Raw genomic sequence first — 18,563 nt, 5'->3', positions numbered from 1 at the left:
GCCCGAAAAAAAGCCGGAGTGGCATGACGCCATCCGGCCCTACTTCAATTGCAAGCGCTTAAACGCCCTTGTCGTTCGGGTTCTTGAACGCTTCCTTGGTCGCCGGCGTCATCGGGAAGTTGACGTTGATGTTCTTCGGCGGGATCGGGCTGGTGAACCACTTGGCGTAGATCTTATCGATCTCGCCGGACTTCATCACGGCGCCGATGGTCTTGTCGACGAGCGCCTTGAACTGCGGATCATCCTTGCGCAGCATCATGCTGTACGGCTCGGCACGCAGCGACTCGGGAATGATCTTGAAATCGTTCGGGTTGCGCGAGTTGGCGATCTGGCCGGCCAGCAGGATGTCGTCCATCACGAAGGCAGCGGCACGGTCGTCGGCCATCAGCAGGAAGGATTCGGCGTGATCCTTGCCGTAGATTTCCTTGACTTCGGCGTTCTTGGTCTTCTCATAGGCCTTCAGCAGCGGAACCGAGGTCGTGCCCGAGGTGGTCGACACGGTCTTGCCTGCGAGGTCTGCCAGGGCGTTGATGCCGGAAGTCTTCTTCACGGCGGCGGTCACGTTGATCACGAAGTAGGTCGGGCCAAACGACACCTGCTGCTGACGCGCGGTGGAGTTGGTGGTCGAGCCGCACTCGAGGTCGATGGTGCCGTTCTGGAGCAGCGGGATACGGTTGCTGGAGGTAACCGGCTGGAGGTTCACTTTCAGGTTCGGCAGCTTCAGTTCGGTCTTCACTGCGTCGACGATCTTCATGCAGAGATCCATCGCATAGCCGATCGGCTGCTGCTTGTCGTCGAGGTAGGAGAACGGCACGGAGGATTCGCGGTGGCCTACCGTGATCGAGCCGGTGTCCTTCACCTTCTTCAGGGTACCGGTCAGATCCTGCGCCTGGGCGACGCCGGCAAGCAGTCCTGCTCCGATCAGTACCGCCATCATTTTGGTTGCTTTCATTATGCCTCCTGGGAAAAAGTTGCCAATCTAGTGTAACAAAATTTATTCACTCAAAACGCGGTTTTTCGCCGCAAAACAAGCACTGGCGGGCCTCTGCCGTCATATGGTCGAGGGCTACGTGCTTGTCCGTGTCAAACGCTACGGGTTTCTACTTATTAGTCGCCGACTTTATCGGTAGGAAAACGGAAGGTATCCCGCAGCAAGTGACCCATGGGCATGTTCATGTTCTGCCCTTTCGGCGGAATAGGTGAACGGAACCACTTGTCGTACAGCTTGTAGATCTCGCCGTCATTGATGATCCTGCCCATTTCACGATCGACCACTGCTTTGAACGCGGGGTCGTCCTTGCGCAGCATGATGGCGTACGGTTCAGCGGACAACGCGTCGCCGACGACGGCGAAGCTGGCCGGGTCCGCCGCGTTGGCGCGCAACCCGTACAGCAGTACGTCATCCATCGGAAACGCGGCGGCTTCCCGCTTCTCCACCATGTTGAACGAATCATCATGGTCGCGGCCTTCAACCAGGGACAGGTTCAGCGACCTTACCTTGTCGCGGTCGGTGAGGAGCTTGACGCTGGTCGTGCCCTTGGTGGTGACGACCTGTTTGCCGCGCAGGTCCGACCAGTTGCGAATCCCCGAATCGGTGCGCACCACCATGCGCGCGGCGGCAACGAAATGGGGAATCGTGAAGGCGACCTGCTTGCGGCGCTCGGCGTTGTTCGTGGTTGATCCGCACTCGAGGTCTGCCTTGCCTTCCGCGATCGCCTGGATGCGGGTCGACGGGTTGACCGCAAGGTAACGGACATCGAGCTGCGTCAGCTTGAGCTCGCGGCGGACGGCGTCAGCGATCTTCTGACACAGCTCGACTGCGTAGCCGATCGGCTTCTTGTTCGGGTCGAGGTAAGAGAACGGCACCGAAGCCTCCCGGTGCGCGATCGTGATGGTGCGCGTTTCGCGTATCTTGGCGAGAGTATCGGCGGAAGCCTGCGTGTGGATGGCGACAAAGGACATCGCGATGACGCAGGCCTTCACGGCCAGGCGGGCGGGTTTGGTATGCATAAGGTCTCCATCTCATGCTGGTCGAAGCGACGCAGCGGCGGCGACATTTTATAAAAAGAATTGAAACTGCGCCGCTGCTTCCGCTGCCGCCGGTACATTGCCGGCGGCTTGCTCTTCAATGGTGCATCAAGGGTACAGCCCTCGCATTTCCCGTGCCTGCAATACACGGGTGCATGCGACGATGAATGCAGCAGTCCTCAAGGACACCTTCTTCTCGTCGGCGATATGCCATACGGCAGCGATCGCTTCCCGCATGATGCGGGTAAGGCGCTGGTTGATCTCGTCCTCGGTCCAGAAGAAGCTGGAGAAATCCTGCACCCATTCGAAATAGCTGACGGTCACGCCGCCGGCGTTGGCGATCACGTCGGGAACGATCAGTACGCCCTTCTCGTGCAGGATGTCGTCCGCCGCGGGCGTGGTCGGGCCGTTGGCGCCTTCGAGGATGATCTTTGCGCGGATCTTGTTCGCGTTTGCTTCTGTGATCTGCTGCTCCAGCGCCGCAGGAATCAGGATGTCGCAATCGATTTCCCAGAAGCGGCTCCTGTCCTCGATCGCCTCCGCACTCGGGAAGCCGGACACCGAACCGTGCTGCGCGACGTGCTGCTCCAGCGCCGGGACATCCAGTCCCGTATCGCGATACACCGTGCCCATGTGGTCCTGGACTGCCACGACCTTGGCGCCCGCTTCGGCGAACAGGCGGGCGGCGATGGCGCCGACATTGCCGAAACCCTGCACCGCGATGCGCGCGCCATGGATATCGAGGCCCCGTCGCGCGGCCGCTTCGCAACCAACCACATAGACGCCGCGACCGGTAGCTTCACGGCGGCCCAGGCTGCCGCCGAGGGATATCGGCTTGCCGGTAACGACGCCCGAAGCCGTGCTTCCCTGGTTCATGGAGTAGGTATCCATCATCCACGCCATGATCTTTTCGTTGGTATTGACGTCGGGCGCGGGGATGTCCTTGTTGGGTCCGATAATGATGTTGATCTCGCTGGTGTAGCGACGGGTCATGCGCTGCAGCTCGCCATTGGACAGCGTCTTTGGATTGACGCGGATGCCGCCCTTCGCGCCGCCGTACGGCACGTTGACCGCGGCGTTCTTGACGGTCATCCAGGCGGACAGCGCCATGACTTCGGACAGGGTGACGTCCTGGTGGAAGCGTACCCCGCCCTTGCCGGGACCGCGGGAGGTGTTGTGCTGCACCCGGTAGCCTTCGAAGTGGGCGATGGTGCCGTCGTCACGCTCGATCGGCACGTCGACGACGAGGATGCGCTTGGGGCGCTTGAGGGTTTCGACCCAGCGGGCCAGTGTTCCAAGATAGGGCGTGACCCGATCGATCTGCTCGAGGTAGACGCCCCACGGACCGATTTCGGTCTGCGTCAGGTAGGACGGTATTTCATGCGGGATAGACATGTTTCGACTGCTCCTGTTGATTCCCCGCGCGGGTAGGCGAGGCTGGCAGTCCGAATCCTAGAACAACGCCCGGTAGCGAATCCAATGCTTTGTAGGCATGCAATTATGCAGGAAATGCATAACATCTAGTCAGCAAGAAACATCATGCAGAGGCGGCGGGAACGGTGCTTCTCTTCCCCGACTTTGCCTTTTCGCGTGCCGCGATCCGCTGCCTGAGGTAATCCCACACCCGGCCCACGAGCGGCTTCCCCGGACGCTGGCCCGAGGGCCGCTCCCGGTACAGCCTGATCTCCATGTGCACTTCCCAGTCCGGCATGCCGCCGTCGGCGCGGGCGAGCTGCTTCTGCTTCAGTTCGCGCACCACGGCCGACTCCGGCAGGAACGCCAGGCCATGGCCTTCGAGGGCCATCATCTTCAGGCCCTCCGCCATGTCCGTTTCATAGCGCTTCTCGAGATGCAGCGGGCGCTTGGCGTCGCCGAGGATCAGTTCCACCATGCGCCCGAGATAGGCATTGCTGGTATAGGAGAGAAAGGGCAGCGGCGCACGGGCGCTCCCCGGCAACAGCAGTTCGGGTACGCCCGAGCGGTCGCAGCGCGCATAGGCCCGCAAGGTTTCGCCGCCGAGCGTCAGCATGTCGTAGCGGCTGCTGTCGAGCTGCACCGGCTGGCGAGGATGGTGGTAGCACAGCAGCAGGTCGCAGCCGCCTTCCACCAGGGTCATTACCGCGTCATGGACGTTGAGCGCCATCAGCCGGGTGTTGAAGCTGCCGAAACCGGATTCGAGTTCGGTCATCCACTTCGGCATGTAGGTCAGGGACAGCGTATGGGGCACCGCGAAATCCACGGTGGTCTGCGCCGTCGGCCGCTTGCCGCGCAACAGGGCGCGCGCGTTGTTGATCTGGCCAAGCATCTCGAGCGCCTGCTCGTAGAAGACTTCGCCGGCGGGCGTCAGGCGCGTGGGATACGAGGTCCGGTCGATAAGATCGGCACCAAGCCAGGCTTCCAGAGACTGGATGCGCCGCGAAAACGCCGGCTGGGTGACGTGGCGCAGTTCCGCCGACCGGCTGAAGCTGCGGGTCTCCGCCAGGGATATGAAGTCTTCCAGCCACTTGGTTTCCATTGCGCTATGTTAGCCGTAATGGCGGCGCCGGGCTAGGCGGCGGACTCCAGGTCCATGCCGTCGCCGGAGGGCGGGGATGCGGGGACATCCTGGCGCGCCTGCTGGCGTTCCCACATCTGGGCGTAGGCGCCGCCGCGTGCGATGAGTTCGTTGTGGGTGCCGCGCTCGATAATGCGGCCGTGGTCGAGCACCAGGATTTGCGCGGCATCCGCAATCGTCGACAAACGGTGCGCGATCACGAGCGTGGTCCGGTCCCGGGCAATTTCCTTCAGCTGCGCCTGGATCGCCTGCTCCGACCGGGAATCGAGGGCGGAAGTGGCCTCGTCGAAGATCAGGATGGCCGGATCCTTCAGCAGCGTGCGGGCAATCGCGACACGCTGCTTCTCGCCGCCCGACAGCTTGAGGCCGCGCTCGCCCACCATCGTTGCGTACCCGTCCGGCAGGCTCTCGATGAAATCATGGATGTAGGCCGCTTTGGCGGCGGCCACGATCTCTTCCCTGCTCGCCTCCGGCTTGCCGTAGGCGATGTTGTACTCGATGGTGTCGTTGAACAGGACGGTATCCTGGGGGACGATGCCGATGGCCCGCCGCAATGAGGCCTGCGTCACCGACCGCAGGTCCTGCCCGTCGATCTCGATGCGACCGCTGCCGATGTCATAGAAACGGAACAGGAGCCGCGACAGCGTCGACTTGCCCGAGCCGCTGTGCCCCACTACGGCGGTGGTGGTGCCGGCGCGGACGGTGAAATCGACGCCGAACAGGATCTGCCGCTTCGCTTCGTAACTGAAGTCGACATGCGAGAAGCGAACCTCGGCGCCAGTGATTGCAAGCGGCTTCGCGTCCGGCGCGTCCGCCACCTCGCGGTGCTGGTCGAGCAGGCCGAACAGGCGCTCCATGTCCGCAAGGCTCTGCTTGATCTCACGGTAGATCACCCCGAGGAAGTTGAGCGGAATGTACAGCTGGATCATGAAGGCGTTCACCAGCACCAGGTCGCCGAGCGACATGGTGCCGTCGATCACGCCCTGCGTCGCGCGCCAGAGGATGAGTGTCACGGCGACGGCGATGATCAGCGACTGCCCGGTGTTGAGTATGGAAAGCGAGGTCTGCGACTTGACGGCGGCCGCCTCCCAATTGCGCATGCTGCTGTCGTAGCGGCGGGCCTCGTATTCCTCGTTGCCGAAATACTTGACGGTCTCGTAGTTGATCAGAGAATCGATGGCACGGACGTTCGCCTTGGAGTCGAGATCGTTCATCGTACGCCGGAAGTGGGTGCGCCACTCGGTGACAAGCACGGTGTACAGGATGTAAATCACGAGCGCGGAAATCGTGATGGCCGCGAACCAGATGTCGTAATGCAGCAGCAGGTAGCCGATCACCAGTGTGACCTCGACCAGCGTGGGGATGATGCTGTACAGCGTATAGGACACCAGGGACGAGACGCCGCGCGAGCCGCGTTCAATGTCGCGCGTCATGCCGCCGGTCTGTCGGTTGAGGTGAAAACGCAGCGACAGCGAGTGCAGGTGCCGGAACACCTGCAGCGCGATGGTGCGCACCGCGCTCTGCGTGACCTTGGCGAAAACGAATTCGCGAAGCTCGGTGAACATGGTGGTGCAAAGGCGCAAAAATCCGTAGGCGATCAGGATGCCGACCGGAAGCGCGAGCGCCGCCTTTGGCTTGTCCGGGCCGAGGGTCATGCTGTCCACCAAGGCCTTCAGCACCAGCGGCACGCCGACGTTCGCCAGCTTGGCGGAGACCAGGAAGGCCAGCGCCATCATCACGCGCCATTTGTAGGCCCACAGATAGGGAACCAGCGTCTTCAGGGTGGCCCAGTCGTTGCGGGTGCCCTGATTAGCGGGCGGTTCGGGAGAGGAAACGGGGTTGCGGCGCATGGAGGGTTTTTCGGCGGAATGGTTTATGCTTCGGCTTTTACGATTGTAGCCCGTCGGGAAATGGCGGGCCGGCATGCGAAAAGGGAGAGAAAAATGACCAATCCTTACCAGACCACGCTACCCGACGGGAAAATCCCGCAACTTCGGGTGATGCCGATGCCGTCCGACGCCAATGTGCACGGCGATGTGTTCGGGGGCTGGATCATGGCCCAGGTCGACATCGCCGGCTCGCTGCCGGCCGTACGCCGGGCGAACGGCCGGGTGGCGACAATTGCCGTCAATTCCTTCCTGTTCAAGCAGCCGGTCTTCGTCGGCGACCTGCTGTCCTTCTACGCCGAAGTGGTCAAGGTCGGCAATACCTCGATCACCGTCAATGTCGAGGTGTACGCGGAACGCAATCGGCTTCAGGTGGAGACGGTGAAGGTGACGGAAGCTACCCTTACCTATGTCGCAACCGACGACGACCGCAAGCCTCGCCCGATCCCGCCGCTCGCGGAGTGACCGCGCCGATACCCGGGTCAAAAAAAAAACCGCCTGCTGGACAGGCGGTTTTTTTCAGCCGTCGAGGCTTCAGGCGGCCTTCTTCTCGTCGCGCAACTCGCGGCGCAGGATCTTGCCGACGTTGGTCTTCGGCAGTTCGTCGCGGAACTCGATGTATTTCGGCTTCTTGTAGCCGGTGAACTGCTCCTTGCAGAAGTTCATCAGCTCGTCCACCGTCAGTGCCGGGTCCTTGCGCACCACGAACAGCTTCACTGCCTCGCCGGAGTTCGGGTCGGGCACGCCGATGCAAGCGCACTCGAGCACGCCGGGGTGGGCGGCGACCACTTCCTCGACCTCGTTGGGGTACACGTTGAAGCCAGAGACCAGGATCATGTCCTTCTTGCGGTCGACGATCTTCACGTAGCCGCGCGCGTCCATCACGCCGACGTCGCCGGTCTTGAAGAAGCCGTCGGGCGTCATGACCTTCGCGGTCTCGTCCGGGCGGTTCCAGTAGCCTGCCATCACCTGCGGACCGCGGATGGCGATCTCGCCGGCCTGGCCGATCGGCAGCGGATTGCCGGCGTCGTCGAGGATGGCGATGTCGGTGCCCGGGATCGGCAGACCGATGGTGCCGGAGAATTCCGTGGCGTTGCCAGGATTGCAGGTGGCGACCGGCGCCGTTTCCGACAGGCCGTAGCCCTCGACGATCGGGCAGCCCGTCACCTTCAGCCACTTGTCGTTGACTGCCTTCTGCACGGCCATGCCGCCGCCGTTGGAAATCTTCAGGCCGGAGAAATCGAGCTTGGCGAAATCCGGGTGATTGAGCAGGCCGTTGTAGAGCGTATTCACCGCCGGGAAGGAGTTGAACTTGTACTTGGCAAGCTCCTTCACGAATCCGCCGATGTCGCGCGGATTGGGAATCAGGATGTTCATCGCGCCCCAGCGCATGCCCATCAGGGCGCACGCGGTCAGCGCGAAGATGTGATACAGCGGCAGCGCGCAGACGATCGTGATGGGATCAATCTTCGGTTCCTGGTTCAGGGCCGGCTGCGCCCATGCGTCGTTCTGCAGCACATTGGCGATGACGTTGCGGTGGGTCAGGGTCGCGCCCTTCGAGACGCCGGTGGTGCCGCCGGTATATTGCAGGAAGGCGATGTCGTCGTGGCCGAGTTCGGCCGGCTTGAACGTCGAGCGTCCGCCTTCAGCCAACGCCGCCTTGAAGCGGGTGGCATTGGGCAGCGAAAACGCGGGCACCATCTTCTTGACGTTGCGGACGACGAAATTGACCAGCATGCCTTTGACGCCACCGAGCATCTCGCCCATGCTGGCCACGACGACATGCCTGACCTTGGTCTTGGCGATCACCTGTTCCAGCGTGGTCGCGAAATTCTCGAGGATGATGATGGCCTCGGCGCCGGAGTCGTTGAGCTGGTGCTCCAGCTCCCGCGGGGTGTACAGCGGGTTGACGTTGACGACGGTATAGCCGGCGCGCAGGATCCCTGCAAGGGCGATCGGGTATTGCAGCACGTTGGGCATCATCACCGCGACGCGCGCGCCCTTCTTCAGGCCGCGTCCCTGCAGCCATGCACCCAGCTTGCGCGACTGCTCGTCGAGTTCGGCGTAGGTGAGGAACTTGTCCATGCAGACGAAGGCATTGCGGCTTGCGAACTTGCGGAAGGACTCGTCAAGCAGATGGGCAAGGGACCGGTACTGCGTGTAATCGATCTCGGCCGGCACGCCCTCGGGATAGGAATTCAGCCAGATTTTTTCCATTGTCTGCCTCTCGTCTTCTGTTCTGATGTGATGGTGGCCGCGAAAAAAGAACGACCGGTTTTTTTGTCAGCGTAGATGCTATCCATGCGCGCCAGCCGATGCAAGTCTTTTAAGCGCTATCAGAATACTTCTTCTAGCAGCCGCCTGGTTTTGCACCGCAACAAAAAAGCGGCCCGCGGGCCGCTTCGGAGTACATGGCTGGCTTGCTACTGCGAGCCCGCCGCCTGCAGGTCGCCGGAGGCGATGGACGGCGGCTGACCGTAGCTGGCAAGCTGGCGGTGCCGCTCGTCCTTGTCGAGCACGGCCAATGCGCGCACCGCGTCGTAGAAGCCGGGCAGTCCCTTCTGCCGCGACAGCAGCGCCCGGAAGCCGGGCACAAAGTCGTTGTAGGTCGCAATGGCCGACAGGTGGGCATTGGACAAGGGTTCTGCGAAGAAGCGGTCATAGCCGGCGTAACCGTTCCAGCGCTCCTCCTTGATGGCCTTGTATTCCAACTTCAGGCTCTGGAATATTGCCGCCTTTTCCTTGCGCTTGAGCTCGTCCGTGAGGTCGCTGTCGTAGAGCTCCTTGAGCTGGTTGCGATGCTTCAGCAGAAGAGCGAGGAAGTCGCGCTTGCGGCCTTCGTAGGCGAGATAAGCGGCGCGCGTCTTGTCGTCACCGTGCTTCATCAGCCAGCGCTCGACGCCGGCCTCTTCCACGGCTACCGCGAAGGACTCGTTGAACGTGGAATCGCCGGGCACGTAGACAACCTGGTGCGCGAGCTCATGGAACACCAGCCGGGCGAGTTCGCCGTCAGGGTACTGGATGAACGTGGAAAGCACCGGGTCGTTGAACCAGCCGAGCGTCGAATAGGCGGGCACGCCGGACACCTCGACGTCGAATTTCTCCGACTTCAGCCCGGCGGCATAGGCCTGCGCTTCTTCCTTGCTGTAGTAGCCGCGGTACTTCACGCAGCCGGCGACCGGGAAGCACCATTGCATCGGCTTGAGCGAAAGTTCGGGCGTGGCCACCACGTTCCACATCACAAACGGTCGCTTGACATCGGCGTAGGTGGTGAAGGTGCCGTTGTCGGGCAGGCCGAGCTCGCGCGCGGCGAACGCGCGGATCTCCTTCACCCGCGTCAGCTTGCCCCGCAGTTTGCCTTCGGTGGCGGGACTGGCCAGCCAGTCGTCGATCGGGCGCGCCTCCGACAGCAGCGAGAACTGGCCGTGCGCGGCCTGGACGAAATATCCGATACTGCTGCAGCCGGCAGCCGCAGCCGCCACGCCGAACAACAGCAAGGCCCGCCACTTCATTTTCATTTCTACACTTTCGCAACCTGCACCAGTACGTCGTAGAACGTCGGCGCGTTTCCCATGTCGGTCAGGCGCTGGCTGGTCACTTCGTTGGCATTCCTGCCATCGGCGGCAAACTTCTTCCACCAGATCGACAGGCCGACCACGAGTCCCTGCCGGGCCCGGTCGGTCACGCGTGCCTTTGCCTCGAACGATCCGCGGTCGTTGAAGATGCGGACCGTCGCGCCGTCGGCGATTCCCCTTGTCGCGGCATCCACCGGATGCATGTCGAGATGAGGTTCGCCTTCGGTATCACGCAGACTCTGCACATTGACGAAGGTGCTGTTAAGAAAGTTCCTTGCAGGCGGAGAAATCATGGCCAGCGGATATTTTTCTGCCAACCTTGGCGCGCTGGCCACCGACTCGTAAGGAGGGATGTAGGTTGGCAGCGGATCAAGTCCGTCCGCGTGCATGCGCTCGGAATAGAACTCGCACTTGCCGGATGGCGTGCCGAAGCCACCCTCCGCGAACGGCGCCGCCGGCAGCCTCAGCTTTTCCCAGCCCTTGCGCCGCAGCGACTCCCAGTCGACGTGGACGGCGCGCGCGTCCTGGCGGTTGAAGGCCTGCGCGGCGAGCTCCTCGTCGCTCTCCCGGAAGCACGCGTCCTCGAACCCCATGCGCGCGGCAAGCAGGCGAAAGATTTCGGTGTTCGGCTTTGCCTCTCCGACGGGTGCGATGGCGGCATTATTGGCCATGATGTAGTTGTGGCCATACGCGGTATGGACATCGACGTGCTCTAGCTGGGTCGTCGCCGGCAGCACGATGTCGGCATAGTCGGCCGTGTCGGTCTGAAAATGCTCGAGCACGACCGTGAACAGGTCGTCGCGGGCAAAGCCCTGCGCCACCTTCGGCGACTCGGGCGCGACGGCCACCGGGTTTGCGTTGTAGACCACGAGCGCTTCGATCTTCGGTCCGAACGCCGGCGAGGCCGGTCGCAGCAGATCGTCGCCGATCGTGCTCATGTTGATCGTGCGTGCCGGTTGCTGCAGCAGGTCCGGGCGTTGCAGGCCTCGGCTGTTCTTCGGAAAACCGTCGGACGAGGAAAGCTGCATGCCGCCCGCCGCGTGGCGCCATGCCCCGACCAGGGCCGGCAGGCAGGCAATGTTGCGCACCGCCATGCCGCCGCCGCGCACCCGCTGCAAGCCATAGTTGGCCCGGATGGCGACCGGCTCGCCGCGGCGTGCCGTCTCGCCGTAGTCGCGCGCGAGCTGCTCGACTTCGTCCGCAGCAATCCCGCACACCTCCGCGGTGCGCGCCGGCGTCCAATCCGCAACACGCTCCCGCAGCTTCTCGAATCCCAGCGTGTAGCGGGCAATGTAGTCTTCATCGAGCAGTCCGTCGCGCACGAGCACATGCATCATGCCGAGCGCGAGCGCGGCGTCGGTCCCCGGCAGCAGTGCAATGTGCCGGTGGCATTTTTCCGCCGTCAGGGAGCGGTAGGGATCGATGGCAATCAGCTTCGCGCCGCGCCGCTTGGCTTCCTGCGCGCGCATCCAGAAGTGGAGGTTGGATGCGATCGGGTTGCCTCCCCATATCAGGATCAGCTTCGCATCCTGGAACTGCTCGAGGTCGGTGCCGATACGGGTGCCGATCGTGTACTTGTAACCGGCGCCGCCGGCGGAGGCGCAGATTGTGCGGTCGAGCAACGAGGCGCCGATCCGGTGGAAGAAGCGCGCGGCCATCGATTCCCCCTGCACCAGGCCCATTGTGCCCGCGTAACTGTATGGCAGGATGGCCTGCGGGTCGCGTGCGGCGATTTCGCCCAGTCGCGTCGCGATGGTGTCGATCGCCTCGTCCCAGCCGATGCGCACGAACCGCCCCTCTCCTTTGCGCCCGACGCGCTTGAGCGGATGGAGCAGGCGATCCTTGTGGTAGGTGCGCTCCGTATAGCGCGAGACCTTGTTGCAAAGGACGCCGGCGGTAGTGGGATGTTCCGGGTCGCCGCGCACCTGAGTGGCGACGCCATCCTCGACGGTGACGAGCAGCGCGCAGGTGTCGGGGCAGTCGTGCGGGCAGGTGGCGCGAACGGTTTTTGTAGGCATAGTGGCAATCCGGAGAGGCGGGCGAACAGGCGTGAGCCTCGTTAAAATAGGACTGAGGCGATGCGTCGTAATATACCTATATTGAGCCGCCGGCGCATGTATCGCCGGGGCCGCCCCTGGAGCCAGAAATGAAACTGATAGATCCGATTGTGCAGTTCCACGCCGAACTGCAGCAGATCCGGCGCGACATCCATGCCCATCCGGAGCTCTGCTTCGAAGAGCTGCGTACCGCGGACCTGGTTGCAGCAAAACTGGCGGAGTGGGACATCCCGGTGATTCGCGGCATGGGGCTGACCGGCGTTGTCGGCATCATCAAGAACGGCGAGAGCAAGCGCGCGATCGGCATGCGCGCCGACATGGATGCCCTGCCGGTCCAGGAAACCAATACCTTTGCTCATGCATCGCGTCATCCCGGCAAGATGCACGCTTGCGGCCACGACGGACACGTCGCCATGCTGCTGGGGGCGGCGCACTACCTGGCGCGGCACCGTGACTTCGACGGCACCGTCTACCTGATCTTCCAGCCCGCCGAGGAAGGCGGCGGTGGCGCGCGGCGGATGATGGAGGACGGCCTGTTCGAGAAGTGCCCGATGGACGCCGTGTTCGGCATGCATAACTGGCCCGGCGTCGCTACCGGCACTTTCGGCGTTACCGCGGGGCCGATGATGGCGTCGTCGAACGAGTTCGAAGTCACCATCCGCGGCAAGGGCGCGCACGCCGCGCAGCCGCACAAGGGCATCGACCCGATCATGACGGCGATCCAGATCGCGCAGGGCTGGCAGACGATCATCACGCGCAACAAGAGTCCGCTCGACGCGGCCGCATTGTCGATCACCCAGATCCACGCCGGCAGCGCGACCAATATCATTCCCGACAGCGCCACCATGATCGGAACGGTGCGGACCTTCACAACCGGCGTGCTCGACCTCGTCGAAAGCCGGATGCGCGAGCTGGCTACGCACATTGCCGCGGCCTTCGGCGCCGAAGTCGATTTCGCGTTCGTCCGCAACTATCCACCGCTGGTGAATCATGCGAAGGAAACCGAATTCGCGGTCGACGTCATCCGCTCCATCGTCGGGGACGCGGGGATCGACGCCCGGGTCGAGCCGACGATGGGGGCCGAGGACTTTGCCTTCATGCTGCAGGAGAAGCCCGGTTGCTACGTCTTCATCGGCAACGGCGAAGGCGGCCATCGCAGCGCCGGGCACGGCGCGGGCCCCTGCAACCTGCACAACGGCAGCTACGACTTCAATGACGAGCTGCTGCCGCTCGGGGCAACCTACTGGGTGCGCCTGGCGGAGACCTGGCTGCGCAAGCGGTGAGACACCTGGATCCGGCTCGCGCATACGCGTCCCGGTTCGCCCGGGTTGCGCTGGACAATATCGGGCGCGAGTATCCGAACAAGCCGGATCATGTCCTGCAGGGTGCTGACGATGCGCTTGCGCCGCGCACACTCCACCCGGTCTTCTATGGCTGCTATGACTGGCACTCGGCGGTGCACATGCACTGGTCGCTTGCCCACCTGCTGCGGCGCTTTCCGGACCTGCCGGAAGCCGCCAACATCCGGGCCGCGCTGTCGGACGGCCTGCAAGCCGCGAAGGTGGCGGACGAAATCGCCTACCTGCAACAGCCCGGGCGCGAAACCTTTGAACGGCCATACGGTTGGGCCTGGCTCCTGAAACTGCAGGCGGAGCTCGACGCGCTGGCCGAGATCACACCGCCGGCAGTCCGCTGGCGCGACGCCCTGCAACCGCTGGCGGATGCCGTCGTCGATCGCACCCTGCATCACCTTCCACTCGCCACTTACCCGGTTCGCGCCGGCACCCACGGCAATAGCGCGTTCGGCCTGTTGCTGACCCTGGACTACGCCGAGCGACGCCAGCATCTCGCGTTGCGCAAGCTGATCGCCCGCAAGGCCAACGACTGGTTCGGCCGGGACCGCCGCTATCCTGCGGCGTATGAACCGGGCGGCGAGGACTTCCTGTCACCCGGCCTGGTGGAAGCCGTGCTGATGCTGCGGCTGGTCGATGGCTGCAGCTTTGCCGACTGGTGGGAAGTATTCCGGCCGGACAGCCTGGACCTGCGGGCCTGGCTGCTGCCGGTGCAGGTCAGCGACAGGAACGACTTTCGCCTGGCCCATCTTGACGGGCTGAACCTTTCCCGCGCATGGTGCTGGAAGCAATTGCTGCCGCAACTGCCGTCCTCGCTGCAGGACGTTGTCGGAAAGTCCATCGAAGCGCATCTCGCCGCCGCGCTTCCCCATGCCGCCGAGGGAGCCTACGCCCGCACCCACTGGCTTGCCAGTTTCGCACTGCTTGCGCTTGCAGAATAGGCGATGCCGTTCGCTGCTATTCGTAGTTGCCCAGAATCCGGATGTCGCCGTACCAGGCCTCGACGCTGTCCCCGGTATTGTCGGTGTCGGTCAGCACACCGATGCCGATGAGCTTGCCTGGCTTCTCGCCGTAGGCCTTTTCGAAGTCCTCGACGATATTGCGAGTGAAACTGTGCCACTTGCCGACGCCTTCCGCGCCCTGAGCCGCGACCACCATGCGGATGCGGCCGCTGTGCGTGCTGCGGATGACGGTGCCGACGGGCGCCTTGTTCTCCCAGATATACATCAGCGTCGCATAAGGGAAGTCGTAGCCAGTCACCATCTTGGCAGTCTCGAAGAGGATCTGGTCCGAGAACGGCAGGCTCTCCTTGTCGCCGTCAAACCCGAGGATGATCCGGACCGGTGAATCTTCGGTCGCCCGGCGGGTGTTGTCGGCGTCGGGCAGCACATCCTCGATCTTCCACTGCCAGTGCAGCCAGGGCCGTGCGATGGGATCGATAAGCGTTCGATGCATCAGCCCGGAAGAGGCGTTGTCTGCCCGCGCATGCAAGACCGTCCGCTCTTCCTTGCGCACGAGCTGGTACTGCGTCTGCTTCTTGTGTCGCAGGATGACCATTGGCTCCCAGCCCGGCGGCAAGCCATCGCTGGTGCTTAACGAAAACAACGAGGGCAATGTGCTTTCAGGTGTGACACCAGGGGCCGCTGGCGGTATAGAAGGCGGTGCTGCGCAGCCGGCGATGGCGATGGCGATCGGAATCAGTGCAAACAGGCGCATTATGTCGTCGAAAGGTGATGGCAGGCGCAAGCATCGCATCCGCCACGGCTTGAAGAAAGCGGCCATCTTGCCGGCCAGAAATATTGGTCATCAGGATTGTATAACCGGTGCGCCGCCGTGTCTGCGTCCCCGCGCACCGGGCGCGACGTCTGTCGCAACAGCGTGCAGGCGCAAGTTGAGATGCGGCCGTCCCGACGCCGGCCCCATGTCACGGGCACGTTCACCTGGGTTTGTCTGCAGGTGGCCGGCAGCAGCCAGGTATTCATGGACCTGCATCCCGAACTCGATGGCGTCCGGCTGGGGAAAGTCACCCCTCCGCGAGACGCCGTCCTGCTACCGGCGACGAATCGCTTCGCCCGATCGTCTCCTCGCAATTCTCGGGCATCGCGATCCGCGATGATTCGCGCCTGCCATCCTGCGCGCCGCTCCCTTGGTCAGCGGGTGTGGCGTCGCCCGGCAGACGTTCAGGGCAAGCGATCCGGCCCTTCCCCAAGGCGGACAAGTGGATTGATCTGTTCCAGCCCGAGCAGCGTCGCTGACTGGTCGGCGCCCCCGAACGCGTCGACGATGTCCCGATACCACTCTGCCATCATCTCGGCTACCGGCAGCTTCACGCCGGCTGCCGCTGCAGCAGCCAGCACATTGTCGAGATCCTTGGCCTGGCTCTTCACCTGCCCGCCAGGCAGGAAATTCCGGTCCAGCATGCGTTGGCCGTGCACGTCGAGTATGCGGCTTTCCGCAAATCCGCCGCGCAGGGCGGCCCTGACCGCTGCCGGATTCGCGCCCCCCGCCTGCGCCAGCAGCAGGGCCTCGGCCACGATGTTGAGGGTGCCGCCAACGATCAGCTGATTGCACAGCTTGGCGAGTTGGCCGCAGCCGGCACCGCCGACCAGCGTCGGCCTTCCGAGGACGCGCAGCACAGGTTCCGCCCGCTGGAAGTCCTCGGCGCAGCCGCCTGCCATGATCGCCAGTGTCCCGGCCTCTGCGCCGATCACGCCGCCTGACACCGGGGCATCGATGAATGTGCAGCCGACGTCGCGCACCAGTGCATCGAACGCCTGCGCTTCCGACTGGCGGGTTGAACTCATGTCGATCACAAGCGTAGCGGGACCCATGGCGGGCACGGCAAGCGCGAGAACCTCCGCGACGACAGGGCCCGCCTCCAGCATGGTGATGACGATATGCGCCTTGCTGACCGCGGCCTCCACGGAGGCGGCGACTGACGCCTGCAGCGGCAGCAGCGCGGCGGCCTTTTCAGGCGTACGGTTCCATGCTGTGACCGGATATCCCGCCTGCAGCAGGCGTGCCGCCATCGGCTTTCCCATTAGTCCAATGCCCAGAAAGGCGATGGTTGGAAGTCCTCCGTTCGTGTTCAATGTCCGTCTCCTCGTCCAAAACGAATTCGCTGCATAATCGCGATGTCATCATCTCAAAGAATCTGATGCTATGTCGACAGGCAACATCGAGGCCCTCCTGGCCCTGCCCATGCAACTTGGGGAGAGTCCGGTGTGGCATCCGAAGGAGCAGGCACTGTACTGGATCGATATCGCAGGCCTTGCCGTTCATCGCTTTCAGATGGGCGCCGGCCTTCACCGACTGTGGCCGCTTCCTGCGGAGCCCGGCTGTATTGCCCTTGCAGCTGACGGCAGGCTGATTGTCGCGATGCGCAGCGGCGTGGCCTTTCTTGATACTGCGACCGGCGTCCTTGCCCCGATTGCGGACCCGCCGTACGATCCTGGCCTGATGCGGTTCAACGATGGACGCTGCGACGGCAGGGGCCGTCTCTGGGCCGGAACCGCCTACGACGCGCGGGACAAGGCGCTTGGCTCGCTCTACTGCATCGAACGTGGCGCATTGCGCGATATCGGCCTTCCCGTCACGGTGTCCAACGGCGTTGCATTCAGCCTCGATCAGCGCACGCTCTATCACGCTGATACGAGCGCCCACCGGATCACCGCCTACGATTTCGATCTCGACACCGGCACGATCGGTTCTGCCCGCATCTTCAAGGAATTCCCGTCCGAGCGCGGCAAGGACTACGGCGGACGCCCCGACGGGGCAGCCGTCGACAGCGAGGACGCGTACTGGTGCGCGATGTATGAAGGTGGACGGCTGCTGCGCATTGCGCCGTCCGGCGCCATCCTGAATCAAATTCCCCTGCCGGTCCGGTGTCCGACGATGCTCGCGTTTGGTGGCGACGATCTCAGGACGCTCTTCATCACAACGGTTCGTCACAAGCGTCCAGCGGAGGAGCTTGCAGCCTTCCCGCTGTCCGGCTGCGTGCTCACGATGAGAACGGACGTGCCGGGCCGCGTCGAGCCCGCTTACCTCCCCTAGGCGCAGTGGGCGATGGCGTGCGCTGGTCCATAGAACTGAATCAAAGAAGGCCAGGGACTTGTTTGAGGGTGAGCATGCCCGCCGTGCGGTCCGCTGCGAGAATGGGTCGAGCAAATGCGTTTGCCCCATCCTTCCGCAAGCGGAAATGACGTGCGGGGGGGAGCCGATTGGATGGCAGACAATGCAGGCGGATATGCCGTCGCCCCCATCTTTGCTGGAGTAACACAATGAGAACAAGAAAATTTGTCAGCGCCGCGTTCGCCCTCTTGCTGCCAAGCGTCGTCGCACACGCTGTCGACTCCGCATCCCTCGAGTATGGCGCGGGCGACCGGACTCGCCTCGTCCGGGTGGGGGTGCAGTGGGCCTGGGACAAACAGTGGTGGAAGTCGAACGGCACGCACATCGGTGGCTACTGGGACCTGACGCTTGCCCAATGGAGAGGTCAGCGATATCGCGACATTCCTGGCAGAAGGCAGGATATCGCTGTCCTCGGAATTACCCCTGTTTTCCGGTTTCAAAACGACAGTCTGAAAGGGTTTTACGCCGAAGCCGGCATTGGCGCGCACCTGTTTTCCGAGCTGTATGACAACGACGGGAAGCAGTTGTCGACGGCTTTCCAGTTCGGTGATCATATCGGCGTCGGCTACGTGTTCGACAATAACCTGGATATTGGGCTGAAGATCCAGCACTTCTCGAACGGCGGCATCAAGAAGCCGAACGATGGCGTAGATTTTGCGGTGGTACGCTTGCGCTACACATTTTAGCTTCGCAGTGCCCGCAACCGTCGCGTTCGCCTTTGCACGGGGCCGGGCAGCAACTTGCATGTGTGAGTAGTACACTCTGCTGGTGGATGCACGAAGTACGGCGTGCTTCGTCCGACTTCCGTCATCTGACTGCCGACTACCGGCTGCCACGTTCGACGTTCGACGTTTGTGGTTTGTGGTTTGTGGTTTGTGGTTTGTGGTTTGTGGTTTGTGGTTTGTGGTTTGTGGTTTGTGGTTTGTGGTTTGTGGTTTGTGGTTTGTGGTTTGTGGTTTGTGGTTTGTGGTTTGTGGTTT

The 18,563-nt window shown here is 63.0% G+C and carries 15 protein-coding genes and 1 pseudogene; 6 read left to right on the top strand and 10 right to left on the bottom strand.

Annotation, left to right across the window (positions count from 1 at the left end):
* Positions 1 to 58: 58 nt before the first annotated feature.
* The 5 genes from VIM12_RS16460 to VIM12_RS16440 form a co-directional block, all read right to left on the bottom strand.
* On the bottom strand, positions 59 to 952 hold the full coding sequence (locus tag VIM12_RS16460) for a transporter substrate-binding domain-containing protein (protein WP_414691799.1): 894 nt from the start codon (positions 950 to 952) through the stop codon (positions 59 to 61).
* 155 nt (positions 953 to 1,107) lie between these two features.
* A complete protein-coding gene (locus VIM12_RS16455; protein WP_331942758.1) occupies positions 1,108 to 2,010 on the bottom strand; it encodes an amino acid ABC transporter substrate-binding protein in 903 nt (300 codons plus the stop codon).
* Between the two features lie 126 nt (positions 2,011 to 2,136).
* Positions 2,137 to 3,423, bottom strand: coding sequence for a Glu/Leu/Phe/Val dehydrogenase (locus VIM12_RS16450; protein ID WP_331942757.1), 1,287 nt, complete (start codon positions 3,421 to 3,423; stop codon positions 2,137 to 2,139).
* A 142-nt stretch (positions 3,424 to 3,565) separates the two neighbouring features.
* Positions 3,566 to 4,543, bottom strand: coding sequence for a LysR family transcriptional regulator (locus tag VIM12_RS16445; RefSeq protein ID WP_331942756.1), 978 nt, complete (start codon positions 4,541 to 4,543; stop codon positions 3,566 to 3,568).
* A 32-nt stretch (positions 4,544 to 4,575) separates the two neighbouring features.
* Positions 4,576 to 6,432: an ABC transporter ATP-binding protein/permease gene (locus VIM12_RS16440; RefSeq protein ID WP_331942755.1), complete on the bottom strand. Its 1,857-nt coding sequence runs from the start codon at positions 6,430 to 6,432 to the stop codon at positions 4,576 to 4,578.
* Between the two features lie 93 nt (positions 6,433 to 6,525).
* Here VIM12_RS16440 and VIM12_RS16435 point away from each other — a divergent pair, with 93 nt between their 5' ends.
* The gene (locus VIM12_RS16435) at positions 6,526 to 6,933 is read left to right on the top strand and encodes an acyl-CoA thioesterase (RefSeq protein ID WP_331942754.1); all 408 of its coding nucleotides are present in this window, start codon (positions 6,526 to 6,528) and stop codon (positions 6,931 to 6,933) included.
* A 69-nt stretch (positions 6,934 to 7,002) separates the two neighbouring features.
* On the opposite strand, the gene VIM12_RS16430 is transcribed toward VIM12_RS16435, so the two are convergent.
* From VIM12_RS16430 to VIM12_RS16420, 3 genes are all read right to left on the bottom strand, one after another.
* The gene (locus tag VIM12_RS16430) at positions 7,003 to 8,685 is read right to left on the bottom strand and encodes a long-chain fatty acid--CoA ligase (RefSeq protein WP_331942753.1); all 1,683 of its coding nucleotides are present in this window, start codon (positions 8,683 to 8,685) and stop codon (positions 7,003 to 7,005) included.
* A 206-nt stretch (positions 8,686 to 8,891) separates the two neighbouring features.
* Positions 8,892 to 9,980, bottom strand: coding sequence for an aminopeptidase (locus VIM12_RS16425; RefSeq protein WP_331942752.1), 1,089 nt, complete (start codon positions 9,978 to 9,980; stop codon positions 8,892 to 8,894).
* Between the two features lie 8 nt (positions 9,981 to 9,988).
* The gene (locus VIM12_RS16420) at positions 9,989 to 12,061 is read right to left on the bottom strand and encodes a molybdopterin oxidoreductase family protein (protein ID WP_331942751.1); all 2,073 of its coding nucleotides are present in this window, start codon (positions 12,059 to 12,061) and stop codon (positions 9,989 to 9,991) included.
* Positions 12,062 to 12,189: 128 nt separating this feature from the next.
* Between VIM12_RS16420 and VIM12_RS16415 the strand changes: the two genes are divergently transcribed.
* Together VIM12_RS16415 and VIM12_RS16410 are read left to right on the top strand one after the other, a co-directional pair.
* On the top strand, positions 12,190 to 13,383 hold the full coding sequence (locus VIM12_RS16415) for a M20 aminoacylase family protein (protein ID WP_331942750.1): 1,194 nt from the start codon (positions 12,190 to 12,192) through the stop codon (positions 13,381 to 13,383).
* Positions 13,380 to 14,393: a DUF2891 domain-containing protein gene (locus VIM12_RS16410; protein WP_331942749.1), complete on the top strand. Its 1,014-nt coding sequence runs from the start codon at positions 13,380 to 13,382 to the stop codon at positions 14,391 to 14,393. The genes VIM12_RS16415 and VIM12_RS16410 overlap by 4 nt, the downstream gene beginning before the upstream one ends.
* Before the next feature lie 16 nt (positions 14,394 to 14,409).
* On the opposite strand, the gene VIM12_RS16405 is transcribed toward VIM12_RS16410, so the two are convergent.
* The gene (locus tag VIM12_RS16405) at positions 14,410 to 15,234 is read right to left on the bottom strand and encodes a DUF3047 domain-containing protein (RefSeq protein ID WP_331942748.1); all 825 of its coding nucleotides are present in this window, start codon (positions 15,232 to 15,234) and stop codon (positions 14,410 to 14,412) included.
* A 398-nt stretch (positions 15,235 to 15,632) separates the two neighbouring features.
* The gene (locus VIM12_RS16400) at positions 15,633 to 16,508 is read right to left on the bottom strand and encodes an NAD(P)-dependent oxidoreductase (protein WP_414691810.1); all 876 of its coding nucleotides are present in this window, start codon (positions 16,506 to 16,508) and stop codon (positions 15,633 to 15,635) included.
* A gap of 106 nt (positions 16,509 to 16,614) precedes the next feature.
* Here VIM12_RS16400 and VIM12_RS16395 point away from each other — a divergent pair, with 106 nt between their 5' ends.
* From VIM12_RS16395 to VIM12_RS16385, 3 genes and pseudogenes are all read left to right on the top strand, one after another.
* Entirely contained in the window at positions 16,615 to 17,505 is an 891-nt protein-coding gene (locus VIM12_RS16395; protein ID WP_331942747.1) for an SMP-30/gluconolactonase/LRE family protein, read from the top strand.
* Between the two features lie 227 nt (positions 17,506 to 17,732).
* On the top strand, positions 17,733 to 18,269 hold the full coding sequence (locus VIM12_RS16390; protein ID WP_331942746.1) for an acyloxyacyl hydrolase: 537 nt from the start codon (positions 17,733 to 17,735) through the stop codon (positions 18,267 to 18,269).
* A gap of 62 nt (positions 18,270 to 18,331) precedes the next feature.
* Positions 18,332 to 18,563: pseudogene (locus VIM12_RS16385) on the top strand (hypothetical protein); the annotation flags it as partial.

This window comes from Noviherbaspirillum sp. (genome assembly GCF_036563305.1).
Lineage (GTDB): Bacteria > Pseudomonadota > Gammaproteobacteria > Burkholderiales > Burkholderiaceae_D > Noviherbaspirillum.
Note: the sequence above shows the minus strand (reverse complement) of the source record. Positions and strands in the feature narration are given on the sequence as shown.

Excerpts from the sequence above, each read along its gene's own strand:
- VIM12_RS16395 (WP_331942747.1), top strand. The coding sequence starts at position 16,615 with ATGTCGACAGGCAACATCGAGGCCCTCCTGGCCCTGCCCATGCAACTT.
- VIM12_RS16440 (WP_331942755.1), bottom strand. The coding sequence starts at position 6,432 with ATGCGCCGCAACCCCGTTTCCTCTCCCGAACCGCCCGCTAATCAGGGC.
- VIM12_RS16460 (WP_414691799.1), bottom strand. The coding sequence starts at position 952 with ATGAAAGCAACCAAAATGATGGCGGTACTGATCGGAGCAGGACTGCTT.
- VIM12_RS16390 (WP_331942746.1), top strand. The coding sequence starts at position 17,733 with ATGAGAACAAGAAAATTTGTCAGCGCCGCGTTCGCCCTCTTGCTGCCA.
- VIM12_RS16430 (WP_331942753.1), bottom strand. The coding sequence starts at position 8,685 with ATGGAAAAAATCTGGCTGAATTCCTATCCCGAGGGCGTGCCGGCCGAG.
- VIM12_RS16455 (WP_331942758.1), bottom strand. The coding sequence starts at position 2,010 with ATGCATACCAAACCCGCCCGCCTGGCCGTGAAGGCCTGCGTCATCGCG.
- VIM12_RS16425 (WP_331942752.1), bottom strand. The coding sequence starts at position 9,980 with ATGAAGTGGCGGGCCTTGCTGTTGTTCGGCGTGGCGGCTGCGGCTGCC.
- VIM12_RS16415 (WP_331942750.1), top strand. The coding sequence starts at position 12,190 with ATGAAACTGATAGATCCGATTGTGCAGTTCCACGCCGAACTGCAGCAG.
- VIM12_RS16420 (WP_331942751.1), bottom strand. The coding sequence starts at position 12,061 with ATGCCTACAAAAACCGTTCGCGCCACCTGCCCGCACGACTGCCCCGAC.
- VIM12_RS16445 (WP_331942756.1), bottom strand. The coding sequence starts at position 4,543 with ATGGAAACCAAGTGGCTGGAAGACTTCATATCCCTGGCGGAGACCCGC.
- VIM12_RS16405 (WP_331942748.1), bottom strand. The coding sequence starts at position 15,234 with ATGGCCGCTTTCTTCAAGCCGTGGCGGATGCGATGCTTGCGCCTGCCA.
- VIM12_RS16435 (WP_331942754.1), top strand. The coding sequence starts at position 6,526 with ATGACCAATCCTTACCAGACCACGCTACCCGACGGGAAAATCCCGCAA.
- VIM12_RS16450 (WP_331942757.1), bottom strand. The coding sequence starts at position 3,423 with ATGTCTATCCCGCATGAAATACCGTCCTACCTGACGCAGACCGAAATC.